Source organism: Quadrisphaera granulorum (genome assembly GCF_003149145.1).
Lineage (GTDB): Bacteria > Actinomycetota > Actinomycetes > Actinomycetales > Quadrisphaeraceae > Quadrisphaera > Quadrisphaera granulorum.
This window is the reverse complement of record NZ_QGDQ01000001.1, coordinates 1-13,033: the sequence shown is the minus strand read 5'-3', so window position 1 is coordinate 13,033 and position 13,033 is coordinate 1. Positions and strand designations below refer to the sequence as shown.

Sequence of the window (13,033 nt, the reverse complement as noted above, 5' to 3'; positions counted from 1 at the left end):
GCTTCCGCCACCGGTCCCCCGGCGGTCCACCGCAGCCGGGTTGTCCCGGACGCGCATAGCAGAAGCGTCACGGAAGGTAATGCTCTCTGTCGATGGGATCTCACTCTGAGTAAGGGCCGACAGGGTGGGTGAGTGCACATAGAGTGACGAGACGTCACTCTGCGCTGATGCCTTCTGGTCAGGAAACGACCGTCACCACGGCCGCCGAGCTCAGACTGCCGACGCTGACCCGCACCGGGTCGGCGCCGCTCGCCGGGCGGGAGAAGACCCAGGTACCCTTCACCGAGGCCCCCGGCTCCAGCACACCGCTCGGCACGTCGGCCGGCGCCGACGCGCTGGGATCTCCGGGACTGCCGTCAGCGTACGTCGCGTCGACGACGATGCCCCCCAGGTCCACGCGCGCGGAAGTCCCATTGCTCAGGGTCAGGCTGACGGCGGTACCCGGACCGGCGACCTCGCCGGGGCCCTCGCCGTCGAGCTGCACCTGCTTCACGGACGTCACCGTGGCCACCAGGCCGTCGCCGAAGGGCGCGGGACTGGACACACCCACCGCAGGAAGCGTGGTCACACCCACCTCGGGCGCGGTGCTGGCCGGCGGCCCCGGCGGCGTCGTCGGTGTGGGCAGCGGCGTCGTGGCGGGAGCTGACGCGGACGTGCGCCCGGTGCCCGTCGGCGTGGCCGAGGGGTCTCCCCCGCCAGGGGCGGGGTCGGCGGTGCAGCCGGTCGCCACCGCGAGGCAGCTGGCGACCACGGCGACGCCCCACCAGCGCAGCGACGTCACAGGGGTGGGGGCGCCGGGGCGCGCAGGGGGCGTCGTCACCCGGCGGACGCTACCGGCGCCGGCTCGTCGGCGCGGACGATCCGCACAGCACCTGCCACCATCGGCCGGGCTCGCCTTGCCACGGATCAGCGGAGGCCGCAACCCCCTACCGGCCGCACATGACGGTGTGTGAGCGCACGCCGGCCGCGACACCGCGACATTGCTCACGCTGGGTGACGCACGCGGAAAGCCCGGATCCGCAGCGCGGATCCGGGTCTCCCAGCGTGGGCCGGTCTCTCAGACGCGGGCGCCGGCCTTCGAGCGCAGGGACGCGAGCTGGAAGCACAGCGACTCGTAGCCGTCGGCCACGAGGTCCCAGTCGTACAGGTCGGCGCGCATCCCCGAGGCGAGGGCCCGCGACAGCGTGCCCTCGGGGTCGGCCTCGGAGGCCTCCACGACGGCGCGCACGTCAGCGGGGGTGGTCCAGTAGCGGCCCGCCTCCTCGAGCACCTCGCGGTTGAAGGAAACGTCGAAGGCGCTGACCGCCGCGCGGGCGCCGATGGCGCGCAGCAGCGAGGGGTTGGTGCCTCCCACCGAGTGGCCGTGCAGATACGTGTGGGCTCCGGCGTAGAGCTGGTCGAGCAGGTCCTGGTCCCAGACGCCCCCGAGGAACCGCACGCGGTCGTCGGCCAACGAACGGACCCGGCTGGTGTAGGCGTCCGAGTAGGGCGCGGAGCCGACGACGACGAGCGGCTTGCTCGCACTGCTGGCGCTGTAGCCCTCGACGATGACGTCGACGTGGTTCTCCGGCTCGAAGCGCGCGACCACGAGGTGGTAGCCGCCCGGGGTCAGACCGAGCTCCGCCAGGCGGGCGGGGTCGCCGTCGCCCTGGACCCGCGGAGCCCCGTAGGAGATCAGCGTGGTCGGCACACCGAACCGCTCGGTGTAGTAGTCCTGGATACCGACCGCGTCCGCGATGAGGGCGTCCGAGAAGCGCACGGCCAGCGCCTCCGCCTGGCGGTAGTAGCGCTGCCCCACGGGACCCCACTTGGCGCGCTTCCACTCCAGACCGTCCACGTGCGTGGCCACCGGGATGCCGCGGGCCTTGATGACCGGCAGGTAGGGGGCATTGGCGGCGTTGAAGACGAGTGCGACGTCCGTCGGGCGGCGCACCAGGTGGGCGACCGATGCGCCGGTGTGGCTCAGGGTCTCCAGCGTGCGCGAGCGCAGGGCCGGCAGGTGCACGAGGCGCATGCCGCGGTACTCGGAGAGGCGGTCGCCGTCGTCGTCGTCGCTGGCCCGGCGGCAGTACACGACGACGTCGTGACCGCGCTCGACCAGCCGCGCGCCGACCTCCTCGACACAGGTCTCGAAGCCCCCGTAGTGCGCGGGCACGCCACGGGTCCCGACCATGGCGATGCTGAGGCGGGGCTCGGTGCCCGCAGCCGCCCCAACGAGGTGCCGGTCCAGGACGCTCATGATCACTCCTCCGTCGCGCCAGGGTGGTGCTCCCCTGATGTCCAATGGAGTGAACGGTCGGTGAACTGCGTACCTGGAGCCGCGGGATAGAGCAGGCACCCGGATGGAGTCTTCGGGTCACCCGGACGAAGGATCACCTCACGCGGTGACGGCCCTACGAACCGTGCGTGAGCGTCTCCCAGTTCATGAAGATGCCGGACCGGGTGGGCCGGTTGCGCTCCACCCACGCCCGCGTGGAGGGCAGCGCCAGCCCCTCCTGGGCCCCGTAGTGGCGCAGACCGATCTCGAAGGTGAGCGCCCCCGCCGTCCCTCCGGCGTCCGGAGGTCTCGGGCACACCCAGCCCGGCGCGGACGGGTCCGCCAGGTAGCGAGAGTTGTACTCCATCGCAGCGACGAGACGGCGGCGCTGCTCCCCGTACAGGTCGACGCCCTGGATAGCGGCCGTCTCCGCGGCGTTGAGCGCCGCGCCCAGCCCCATGGCTGTGTGGCCGAGGTCTCGGCACGTCTCCTGGCCCTGGCCGTCGACGAAGGCCAGCGGGTTGAACCAGTAGGTGGGCACGTAGTCGGCCTTGACGTAGGTACCCAGCGGCGGGATCGGCTGCGGCCCGTCAGAGGTCAGGTAGAACGCCGACACCACCTGGGCGCGCCAGTCACCCACACCGTCGTCGAAGACGGCGCGGTCGTCGAGGAACACGCCGATGTTCATCGTCGCGTCGGCCATGGACAGCTGCCAGTTCGCGCCTCCACCGGTCCAGCCGTCCCGGACCATCGGCAGGAAGGCGGTGCGCAGCATGCCCTCGAAACGCGCCACCTTCTCCGGCGCCCAGCCTGCCCGGCTGTACCGGACGAGCTCGGCGGCCTTGGTGAAGGTCTGCCCTGCCCACGCAGCCTGCAGGCGCCCGTTCTTGTACAGCGTCGTATCGAAGCTGTGGCCCTGCAGCACCGCGGACCAGGCGTCAAGGATCTCGATCGCCTTGTCCGCGTAGGGGCGTTCGCCGGTCAGGGAGAAGAGCAAGGCGTTGGTGTAGGCCGCCTGCGCGTCATCGGTCTCCGCGGTGCACCCGATGTCGGGGTTGTTGCGTGAGCCGCACTGAACCAGCGCCACGGGCCGGGGGGTCCAGCTCGACCTCGCATACCAGGAGCCTCGCGCACGGGCCAGCGCGGAGGTCCAGGGCTCACGTCCCGCGGCGATCTGGGAGCGCACGAAGACCAGCTGCTCGGCGCTCATGACGATGCCGGGATGCGCGAAGCCAGCCGCCGTCGACCCGTCAGTGGGCGAGAGGGACGGCCCCGCCGACGAGGAACCCACCGATGAGGACCCGGGCAGCGGGGTGCTCGAGGGCTCTGCCGTGGCGCCGGTCGCGGCGGTCGCGCTGGCCGTGGTGCCCGTCGGCGCGGTCGTGAGCTCCGTCGTCGGATCGGTCGTCGGGTCCGTCGCGGGCTCGCTGGTCGGATCCGTCGTCGGGTCGCTGGTCGGCGACGCGGTGACCGGAGCCCCGGTCTCGCTGCCCTCCACCAAGGACCACGCCTGCACCGAGTCGACGCTCAGTGCCACGTCGGACGCTGAGCGGGACAGGTAGCCGTTGACGCCCACACCACCCGGTCCGGCGATCTCCTCCTGGCTGTCGTCATCCGTGGTGAGCTGCCAGGCGGGCGGGGTGGTGCCGTCAGCCCACGCGCGGGCCTTCACCACGGTGGGGTCGCTGCCAGTCGCCTGCAGCTCGATGACCAGCGGGGTGCCGAGCGGCGCGGAGGTAGAGGTGCGGCCCAGGGGCGTGGTGCCTGACGGCCCGACCCGGCCCGCGACGAGCGCCACCTCGCCGTCGGGGCGCACGACCACCGTGAGTGCATAGCGGCGTCCGTCGGGCTGGACCCTCGCCGAGGCGCCTGCGTAGTAGGCACCACCGGTGGGGACCGCCAGGACCGTCGAGGAGACCCGCACGTCCGCGGCCTGGGCCTCCCGCGCGGTCAGCGCGAAGGACGCTGCCGCGCCCATGCCATCGATGCGGAGCTGGCCCTCGCCGGCCGTCAACGAGACGCCTGGGGATGCCCAGGGCGACCACGAACCCCCCACGGGAGGGCGACTCGGTCGGCCGTCGGCGTCGAAGGGCTCGTCGAGGACCTTCACCGCCGGGGACCACTGCCGCTCCGCTTCACCGGCGCTCGCGATGTGCGGTGCGACGAACATCGCTGCCACCGTGGCAAGGACCAGACCCGCGCCCAGCTGTGCCCGCGTGGAGGCCCGTGCCCGGTGTGCTGCCGGGCGCCGCGTCGCACCCTCGTCGTCCGCCATGGCCAGCACCGTAGGACGATCACATCGTCCCCCGTGGGCGATTCGACCCGTTGGTCCGGCTCGACGACCACGGAGGACGAGGGAGGGCGACGGGTGAACCTCCCTCCCCTCGGGGCGGATGACCGGTCAGGCAGCGTCGAGGACGCGCTGCCCCACCACCCCCGCGAGGGCCCGGGACGCCGTCGCCGTGAGGTGCCCTCCGTCGAAGAAGAGGAGGGTGTCGCCGGCGATCCCCCCACAGACGTCCTGATCGCACAGGCGGTCGGTGAAGTCCGTGTACCGGCCGCCGGCGGCGGTGACGGTCGCCGCAAGGGCCCGGTTCCACTCGTCCGGGACGGTGGTGGCGCGCGGTCGCCAGCAGGTGCTCGCGTCGTCCAGGTGGGCCGAGAAGCAGGCGTTCACGGTGTCCGGCGGGACGGGGTTGTCGCCGATCGCGACGACGCGTGACTGCGACGGCAGGGCAGCGAGGGTGCGCGCCAGCCCCTCGTTCCAGCGAGCGGTCCTCGTGCTCGGGTCACCGGGGAGGACCACGCCGGCGGCAGCCCCCAGGACGACCACTGCCGGCGGGTCGGCGGCGAGGCGGCGGAGGACCTCCGCGCGCCAGGTGGCGCAGGAGGTCAGGAGATTGCCCTGCGCCACCGGCACGACGTCGGCGGCCGCGCATGAGCCCTTGACGTAGACCACCAGACGCATGGACCTGGCGGCGGCGGCTGCGTCCAGGGCCGGCATCCAGTTGCCGGCGTGGGAGTCTCCGAACAAGACCACCGTCGTCGTACCGGCGGGGTCTCCGAAGACACAGCCGTCACGCACGTGGTCGTCATGGCCCTGGAGCATGCAGCCGTCGTCGTAGATCGCAGGCCGGTCCGCAGCCGCGGCCGTCAGCGAGGGGCGGAGGTTGGCGGGCACGTAGGTGGGGAAGACAGGAGCATCGCTCGGGTCCCACGCGGCGGCCGTGCGGTCGGAGGTGAGCCTCCGCTGGTCGGAGGCCCAGCCCGTCAGTCCGGTGGCACCGGCGACGAGTGCGGTCGCGACAAGCCCGCACACCACTACCGCACCGGGACCTGCAGTGAGTCGACGAAGCGCCGCAGATCCACCCGCCTTCGGGGTCGCGCGCACTCGACCGCGAAAGGGCTCCTCCACGAAGCGTGTGGTGAGCGCGGACAGCAGGACGGCCACGGCAACCAGGGCGAGCTTCTGCCCCAGGCCAAGGTCGAGCCCCGCCGCGGCTGGCAGCAGGAGGAGCGGCCAGTGCCAGAGGTAGAGCGAGTAGGAGATGTCGCCCACCCAGGTGAGGGGGCGCAGGCCCAGCACTCGCCCGACGCCGGCGGGCGCGCCCGGTGCGCCCCCCGACCCCGCAAGCAGGATGAGCCCCGCTCCCAGCACCGGCACGACGGCAGCGGCCCCCGGGAAGGAGGTCGAGTCGTCGTAGAGCGCACCAGCCACGGCCACGAGGGCAAGCCCCACCCAGCCGACGACCGCGAGAGGGACCGCCGCCCACGCGCTGCGCAGTGCCGCTCCTGCGGGACCAGCCAGGACGAGGGCGACGAGGGCCCCCACACCGAGTTCCCAGGCACGGCTCGGCAGGAGGAAGAAGGCGTAAGGCTGGGACATCCCCGTGAGCACGATGCAGCCGGCCAGGGACAGTCCGACGAGACCGGCCACGAGGACGGTCAGGACAGGGAGTGACCTCCGTGACACCCACCACAGGAGCACGAGCCCGACGGGCCAGAGGAGGTAGAACTGCTCCTCCACGCCGAGAGACCAGTAGTGCTGGAAGAGCGACGGGTCGTGGGATGCCAGGTAGGACGTCCCACGGGCGGCGAAGAGGACGTTCGGGACGAACAGCGCGGCCGCCACGGCTTCCCGGGCCACCGCGGCGTAAGCCAGCGGCGGGACCACGAACCATGCCGCGATCAGCGTGACCAGGACGACGAGCAGCGCCATAGGGAACAGACGGCGGACCCGGCGGGCGTAGAAGTCGACCATCCCGACCCTGCCGGTGGAGCGCAGCCGCTTCAGCAGGTGGGCGGTCATCAGGAAGCCGGAGACGACGAAGAAGACGTCGACCCCCACGTAGCCTCCCGAGAGGCCGGGGAGCCCCGCGTGGTAGAGCACCACGAGGAGGACGGCGACCGCGCGCAGACCCTGGATGTCCTTGCGGGTGCTCCGAGCGGCACCCTGGACCGGAGTCTCGGATCGGCGGGGCGCTGCCCCATCACCGGCTGCGCGGGTCTCCGGAGGAGCACCCAGCTCGTAGGTGGACACCTAGTAGGCCCCTCGGCTCCGGAGGACCGCACCGACGGTCTTCCACAGGATCATGAAGTCGTACGCGAACGACCAGTTCTCGACGTAGCGCAGGTCGAGCCGCAGCGACTCTTCCCAGTCCAGGTCGGACCGCCCGTTGATCTGCCACAGCCCGGTGAGACCAGGCTTGACCAGCAGCTTGCGGCGTGCGTCGTGCTCGTAGACGGCCACCTCCCGCGCCAGGGGCGGCCGTGGCCCCACCAGGGACATCTGGCCCACGAGCACGTTGAACAGCTGGGGCAGCTCGTCGAGGGAGTAACGCCGCAGGAAGCGGCCGACCCGTGTGACGCGCGGGTCGTGCTTCATCTTGAACAGGACGGCGTTGCCCTCGCTGGACCCGGCGAGCTCACGCAGGCGCGCCTCGGCGTCCACCACCATGCTGCGGAACTTCAGCATGCCGAAGGTGCGGCCCTCCAGGCCGATGCGCTCCTGGCGGAACAGCACCGGCCCGCGGCTGTCGAGCTTCACCGCGAGCGCGATAGCCAGCAGCCCAGGGCTGAGCAGCGCGATCGCGACGGCGGCGGCGACGCGGTCCACCGTCTGCTTGGCGATGCGCCGGGAACCGGTCAGCTCGGGGCGCTCCAGGTGCAGCAGCGGCAGCCCGCACACGGGGCGGATCGCCACGCGGGGTCCTACCACCTCGGTGACCGTGGGGGCCACGAAGAGGTCGGCGTGGGTGTCTTCGAGCTCCCAGCCCAGGTGGCGCAGGAAGGCGGCGTCGGTCTCGGCGGTCGGCAGGATGGCGACGGCGTCGACGCCGTGGCGGAGGCTGACCTCGGAGACGTCGGCGAGGGTTCCCAGGACGGGCACGTCCATCTCGGCGAGCTGCGTGAGCACCGAGGCCTCGCCGCCGCGGCGTCCGCCGTGGGCGTCGGGCAGGCAGACCCCGATGACGACCATGCCGTGGTAGCGGGCCCGGCGGACCTGGCGCACCGTCGCAAGGACGCCCTCGTGGTGGCCGGCCACCAGCAGCGACTGTGTGTGCAGGCCGCGCTCGCGCTGGGCGTGCAGGTGCTGGCGCGTCAGGTAGCGCAGCACGAGCAGGAGCACCGTGCCCACTGGCAGGGCGAGCAGCACGTAGCCGCGGGCGATCTCCAGCTGGAACGCCCACGAGGCGGTGGCCAGCAGGGCCAGCACGGCCGTGCTGGCACGCCCCACCCGGCCGTACTCCTCGCTCCCCAGGCCCATGAAGCGCGACTCGTAGGCGCGGTTGACGTACAGCGCCCCGAACCACAGCGCGGGGACGCCGAGCAGCAGCAGGGCGCCCTCCCACGCAGAGGTGGAGACGGCGCCGAAGCGGAAGACGTAGGCGAGGGACGTCGCCGCGAGGATGGCCACGGCGTCCGCGGCGACCACGCGGCGCAGGTACGCGGTGGTCCAGTGGGTGCGGGGCCGGGGGACGCGGTGCAGGCGTCCGGGCGCCCCGTGGTCAGGCGCCCTGCGGTCGGCACCTCCGGCACCACCGGTGCTACCGGCGTTCTGCCGCGGCAGGGTGCCGATCGCCTCCTGTGGCGGGTGCACGACGTGAGTCATGGCGCTCCTGGGGTGTGGGAAGTCTCGAGGGTGAGATCAGCGACGGACGCCGCCCCGCCTGAGGAGACCGCGTGATCATGCGGTGACTCAGGGGTCATCACCTGTTCAGGTGCTCGGGGCAACTGGCCTTAGTCGCTGGGGGTCAGGGGCGCGGTGGCAGCGCCAGGTGCAGCACCTCGTGGGTGGGCGTCGCCTGCGTCGGCACGAGGCGCAGGTCCGGGCGCACCGCGGGAAGCGGCCCGTCGACCACCGACGCTGCGGCGGCCGCGGCGCGTGCCAGGTCAGCGCTCTCGACCCTGTCAGCACGGGAGATCACGACCCCGACCAGCACCCCGAGCACCAGGCCCGCCACCAGCCACGCCGCGACGACCGCCAGCACAGTTTCCACAGGAACCTCCGTCGATAGGTCGGCCGGTCGGCACGGAGCACGCCGGGACCGGCGCAGCCGGCCCCGACGGGTGCTGCATCGGCAGGTGCGTCGACGTACCTGAGCGCGCGGCGCCCCGCCCGCGGCGGCTCCACCCGTCCGGAGCAGCGCCGTAGGGCACGATGGCCGGATGGGCCGCACGCGGATGACCGGCGCTGAGCGGCGCGAACAGCTGCTCGTCGTCGGGCGCGGCCTGTTCGCCCAGAAGGGCTTCGAGGGCACCAGCGTCGAGGAGGTCGCGGCGCGCGCCCACGTCTCCAAGCCGGTGGTCTACGAGCACTTCGGCGGCAAGGAAGGGCTGTACGCCGTCGTCGTCGACCGTGAGGTCCGCGCCCTGCTCGACGCGATCAGCGCCGCGCTCGACGCCCGTGCCCACCCCAAGGTGCTGCTGGAGCGCGCCACGCTCGCGCTGCTGGGGTACGTCGAGGAGAACACCGACGGCTTCCGGATCCTCGTGCGCGATTCTCCGGTCGCGCAGACCACGGGCACGTTCGCGAGCCTCCTCGGTGACGTTGCCACCCAGGTGGAGGGGATGCTCACCGAGGAGTTCGCCCGGCTGGGGATGGCCGTCGACGCCGCCCCCATGTACGCGCAGATGCTCGTGGGCATGGTGGCCCTCACCGGGCAGTGGTGGCTCGGCTCCCGCACGCCCGACAAGGCGGTGGTGGCCGCCCACATCGTCAACCTGGCCTGGAACGGGCTGTCGGGCATGCAGGCCAGTCCCAGCCTGACGCACCCCGCAAGCTCATCGGCGTGAAGACCCCCCGGCCTGACGAGGTCGACAGGCTCGTGGCCGCCTGGGCCCGCGAGCGCCCCGACCTCGACACCTCCCCGCTGCACGTGCTGTCGCGTGTGACGCGACTGGGGCACCACCTGGAGCGGGCGCGTGCCGAGGCGTTCGCCGCCACCGAGCTGGTGCAGTGGGAGTTCGACGTGCTCGCGGCCCTGCGGCGCTCGGGGGCGCCGCACGAGCTGTCGCCGTCGTCCCTGGCTGCGGCGACCCTCGTGACCAGCGGCACCATGACCACCCGCATCGACAGGCTGGCGGCCCGGGCGCTCGTGGAGCGCCGTCCCGACCCGGCGGACCGGCGCGGCGTCATCGTGCGCCTCACCGAGGAGGGGGTCGCTCGCGTCGACACGGCCCTGGCCGACCTCCTGGCGCGGGAGCGGTCCGTGCTGGACTCGCTGGAGCCGGAGCAGGCGGAGCAGCTGGCGGTGCTGCTGCGCCGTCTGCTGGCGCCCTTCGAAGCGTGAGTTCAGGGGTGATCGGCGAGCACGGTCCGGCCACGTGGGGCCGCGACTAGGGTGACGAGGTGCTGATCGAGCCCCTTCCCGTGACCGGCGCCTGGTCCATCACCCCTCGGCAGTTCGGGGACGACCGCGGCACCTTCCTCGAGGCCTTCAAGAACGACGCCCTCGCCGAAGTCATCGGCCACCCGCTGCACGTGGCGCAGGTGAACTGCTCGGTCTCCGCGGCCGGGGTGCTGCGCGGGGTGCACTTCGCCGACGTACCGCCCGGTCAGGCCAAGTACGTGACGTGCACGGTGGGCGCCGTCCTCGACGTCATCGTCGACATCCGCATCGGCTCCCCCACCTACGGCCGGTGGACCTCGGTGCTCCTCGACGACGTCGACCGCCGCGCCGTCTACCTCTCCGAGGGCCTGGGCCACGCGTTCTGCTCCCTGGCCGACGGCTCCACCGTCACGTACCTGTGCTCCACCGGCTACAACCCCACCGGTGAGCACGGCGTGCACCCGCTCGACCCTGCCATCGGCATCGCCTGGCCCACCCACGGACGCGACGGACAGCCACTGACGTACGAGCTGTCCGCCAAGGACGAAGCCGCACCGACCCTGGCCGAGGCCGCGAAGGACGGGCTGCTGCCCACCTGGGACGCCGCCCGCTCCTACGCCGAAGGTGCCGGCGCGTGAAGGTCCTCGTGACCGGCGCCGCCGGCATGCTCGGGCAGGACGTCGTCGTCGCTCTCCGTGAGGCCGGCCACGAGGTCACCGCCGCGGGCCGCACCGACGTCGACGTCACCGACGCCACCTCTCTGGCGGCCGCCGTCCCGGGCCATGACGCGGTGGTCAACTGCGCGGCGCACACCGCCGTCGATGCCGCCGAGACCGATGTCGCCGCGGCGGAGCTGCTCAACACCACGGCCGCGGGCCTGCTCGGTGCGGCGTGCGCCGCCGCGGGGGCCCGCCTGGTGCAGGTCTCCACGGACTACGTCTTCTCCGGTGACGCCGATCTCGACGACGACGGCGCCCCGCTCCCCTACCCCGAGGACGCGCCCGTCGCGCCGCGCTCGGTGTACGGGCGCACCAAGGCCGCCGGCGAGGCCGCGGCGCGGGCCGCGCAGCCCGACACCCTCGTGGTGCGCACGGCGTGGCTGTACGGCGCGGGCGGCAGATGCTTCCCCAAGACCATCGCGCGGGCTGCCCGTGAGCGCGGGGCCGTGAGCGTCATCCATGACCAGGTGGGCCAGCCCACGTGGACGGTGGACGTCGCCCGGATCATCACCGACCTGCTGACTGTCGGCGCCCCTGCCGGCGCGTACCACGCGACCTCCAGCGGGCAGACCAGCTGGTACGGCTTCACGCAGGCGGTGCTGGCTTCCGCGGAGATCGACCCGGCGGTGGCCAGTCCCACCACGAGCGCGGAGTACGTCTTGCCGGCGCCGCGTCCGGCATGGTCGGTGCTCGGGCACGACGCGCTGGTCGCAGCCGGGGTCACGCCCATCGGTGACTGGGCCGACCGCTGGAACGCCGCCGCCGGCGTCGTTCTCGCCAGCTGAGTCGCACCCCGCTCCTCTGAACGGGGGAATCCCCCTCGTATCACTGGGTGATCGCTTGATCACTCCCTGTCGCTTCCCTCGGGCGCCGACCTAGCGTCCCCGGCCAGACGGGTCGGCCTCTGCCGCCCCCTCGGGCCCGAGGAGGGGGCGCTCATGAGCATCGTCGAGGACCACCGCGACGCGTTGGACCAGCTGCTCGCACCGGCTCCCGAGGCACCTGCGCCCCCCGCGCCGCCTCGGAAGAAGCGGTGGGCACGTCTCGTGCTCCTCGTGGCGGCCGTGCTGGTGGTGTCCCTGGCTGTGGGGGCCGTGGCGCTGTGGCGCTCCGCCCCGGCCGTCGGGCACCTGGGAGACCCGTTCTCCGCCATCCCCGCCGCTGACCGCCCCACCGTCGAGGCCGCGGCCGGCACCGCGCAGAACATCCTGCTCATCGGTTCCGACAGCCGCGCCAACGGCACCGGTGACAAGGGCGACGAGGACGACGACGACGGCGCGAGCACCGCACCGGAGGTCGACTGGACGCGCGGTGGCCAGCGCAGCGACGTCCTCGCGGTACTGCACCTGTCGGCCGACGGCCGCAGCGCGGCCATGATCTCCATCCCGCGTGACTCCTGGGTGCCCGTCCCCGGCTACGGCACCACCAAGGTCAACGCCGCCTTCGCCTACGGCGGCGCCGAGCTGGCCGTGCGTACCGTCGAGCAGCTCACCGGCGTCCGCATCGACCACGTCGTCGCCATCGACTTCTCCGGCTTCGCCCGCATCACCGACGCCCTCGGCGGCGTGAAGATCTGCGTGCCGAAGACCGTGACCGACCACCTCGGCACCGTCGCGGCGGGCTGCCAGGTGATGGACGGGCAGCAGGCCCTGACCTACGTGCGTCAGCGCAAGACGTTGGCCGGCGGCGACTTCGACCGGGAGCGCCGCCAGCAGAACTGGATGCGCTCGGTGCTCGCGGGCGCCACTGACCGCGGTCTGCTCTCCGACCCGGCGAAGCTCGCCGACGTCGTGGGCGCGGTAGCGGCGTCCGTCCGCACCGACGACGGCCTCGGCGAGCCGCAGCTGCTCGCGATGGCCGTGGACCACCGCGACCTGCGCGCCGCCAACGTCGCCTTCCTGCAGGCGCCGCTGGCGTCACCGGCCACCGGGCGTGAGGGCTCGCAGTCGGTGGTCTACCTCGACCCCGCTGCCGGAGCGGAGCTCTGGCAGGCGGTCAAGGCCGACGACGTCGCCACCTGGGTGGCCGCCCACCCGACCGCGACGCTCGGCGACACGGTCCGGTAGCGAGACCCAGGTAGCGAGACCCAGGTAGCGAGACCCAGGTAGCGAGAGCTACCTGCCGAGCTGGGCGTACTTGGCTTCGGTGGCGGCCTTGCGGGGCCGCCACCACGCCTCGTTCTCCTTGTACCACTCGAAGGTGGCCTTCAACCCCGACTCCAGATC

The 13,033-nt window shown here is 72.7% G+C and carries 11 protein-coding genes; 5 read left to right on the top strand and 6 right to left on the bottom strand.

Annotated features, from left to right (window positions below; all coding sequences use genetic code 11):
* Positions 1–178: 178 nt before the first annotated feature.
* From BXY45_RS00070 to BXY45_RS00035, 6 genes are all read right to left on the bottom strand, one after another.
* Positions 179–820: a hypothetical protein gene (locus BXY45_RS00070; RefSeq protein ID WP_146211016.1), complete on the bottom strand. Its 642-nt coding sequence runs from the start codon at positions 818–820 to the stop codon at positions 179–181.
* 237 nt (positions 821–1,057) lie between these two features.
* Positions 1,058–2,239, bottom strand: a complete 1,182-nt coding sequence (locus BXY45_RS00065) for a DUF1972 domain-containing protein (protein ID WP_211319102.1) — start codon at positions 2,237–2,239, stop codon at positions 1,058–1,060.
* A gap of 154 nt (positions 2,240–2,393) precedes the next feature.
* The gene (locus BXY45_RS23055) at positions 2,394–4,532 is read right to left on the bottom strand and encodes an alginate lyase family protein (protein WP_170131232.1); all 2,139 of its coding nucleotides are present in this window, start codon (positions 4,530–4,532) and stop codon (positions 2,394–2,396) included.
* Positions 4,533–4,658: 126 nt separating this feature from the next.
* The gene (locus BXY45_RS00045) at positions 4,659–6,797 is read right to left on the bottom strand and encodes an acyltransferase family protein (RefSeq protein ID WP_109772267.1); all 2,139 of its coding nucleotides are present in this window, start codon (positions 6,795–6,797) and stop codon (positions 4,659–4,661) included.
* Complete coding sequence (locus BXY45_RS00040; protein ID WP_109772266.1) at positions 6,798–8,369, bottom strand: sugar transferase; 1,572 nt, start codon at positions 8,367–8,369, stop codon at positions 6,798–6,800.
* A 142-nt stretch (positions 8,370–8,511) separates the two neighbouring features.
* Positions 8,512–8,757, bottom strand: coding sequence for a hypothetical protein (locus BXY45_RS00035; RefSeq protein WP_146211015.1), 246 nt, complete (start codon positions 8,755–8,757; stop codon positions 8,512–8,514).
* A 169-nt stretch (positions 8,758–8,926) separates the two neighbouring features.
* On the opposite strand from BXY45_RS00035, the gene BXY45_RS00030 reads away from it, so the two are divergent.
* The 5 genes from BXY45_RS00030 (at position 8,927) to BXY45_RS00010 (ending at position 12,874) form a co-directional block, all read left to right on the top strand.
* A complete protein-coding gene (locus tag BXY45_RS00030) occupies positions 8,927–9,553 on the top strand; it encodes a TetR/AcrR family transcriptional regulator (protein ID WP_211319101.1) in 627 nt (208 codons plus the stop codon).
* On the top strand, positions 9,550–10,050 hold the full coding sequence (locus tag BXY45_RS00025) for a MarR family winged helix-turn-helix transcriptional regulator (RefSeq protein WP_109772264.1): 501 nt from the start codon (positions 9,550–9,552) through the stop codon (positions 10,048–10,050). Before BXY45_RS00030 ends, BXY45_RS00025 begins: the two co-directional genes overlap by 4 nt.
* A gap of 59 nt (positions 10,051–10,109) precedes the next feature.
* On the top strand, positions 10,110–10,727 hold the full coding sequence (locus tag BXY45_RS00020; protein WP_109772263.1) for a dTDP-4-dehydrorhamnose 3,5-epimerase family protein: 618 nt from the start codon (positions 10,110–10,112) through the stop codon (positions 10,725–10,727).
* Positions 10,724–11,593 (top strand): dTDP-4-dehydrorhamnose reductase, encoded by an 870-nt coding sequence (gene rfbD / locus BXY45_RS00015; RefSeq protein WP_109772262.1) that lies wholly within the window; start codon positions 10,724–10,726, stop codon positions 11,591–11,593. The genes BXY45_RS00020 and rfbD overlap by 4 nt, the downstream gene beginning before the upstream one ends.
* Positions 11,594–11,746: 153 nt before the next feature.
* Positions 11,747–12,874 carry an LCP family protein gene (locus BXY45_RS00010; protein WP_109772261.1) on the top strand — a complete coding sequence of 376 codons (1,128 nt, stop codon included), beginning with the start codon at positions 11,747–11,749 and terminating at the stop codon, positions 12,872–12,874.
* Positions 12,875–13,033 lie beyond the last annotated feature (159 nt).

What these genes read in the sequence shown, in the direction of transcription:
- BXY45_RS00040 (WP_109772266.1), bottom strand. Translation starts at nt 8,369, where the DNA reads ATGACTCACGTCGTGCACCCGCCACAGGAGGCGATCGGCACCCTGCCG.
- BXY45_RS00065 (WP_211319102.1), bottom strand. Translation starts at nt 2,239, where the DNA reads ATGAGCGTCCTGGACCGGCACCTCGTTGGGGCGGCTGCGGGCACCGAG.
- BXY45_RS00010 (WP_109772261.1), top strand. Translation starts at nt 11,747, where the DNA reads ATGAGCATCGTCGAGGACCACCGCGACGCGTTGGACCAGCTGCTCGCA.
- BXY45_RS00030 (WP_211319101.1), top strand. Translation starts at nt 8,927, where the DNA reads ATGGGCCGCACGCGGATGACCGGCGCTGAGCGGCGCGAACAGCTGCTC.
- BXY45_RS23055 (WP_170131232.1), bottom strand. Translation starts at nt 4,532, where the DNA reads ATGGCGGACGACGAGGGTGCGACGCGGCGCCCGGCAGCACACCGGGCA.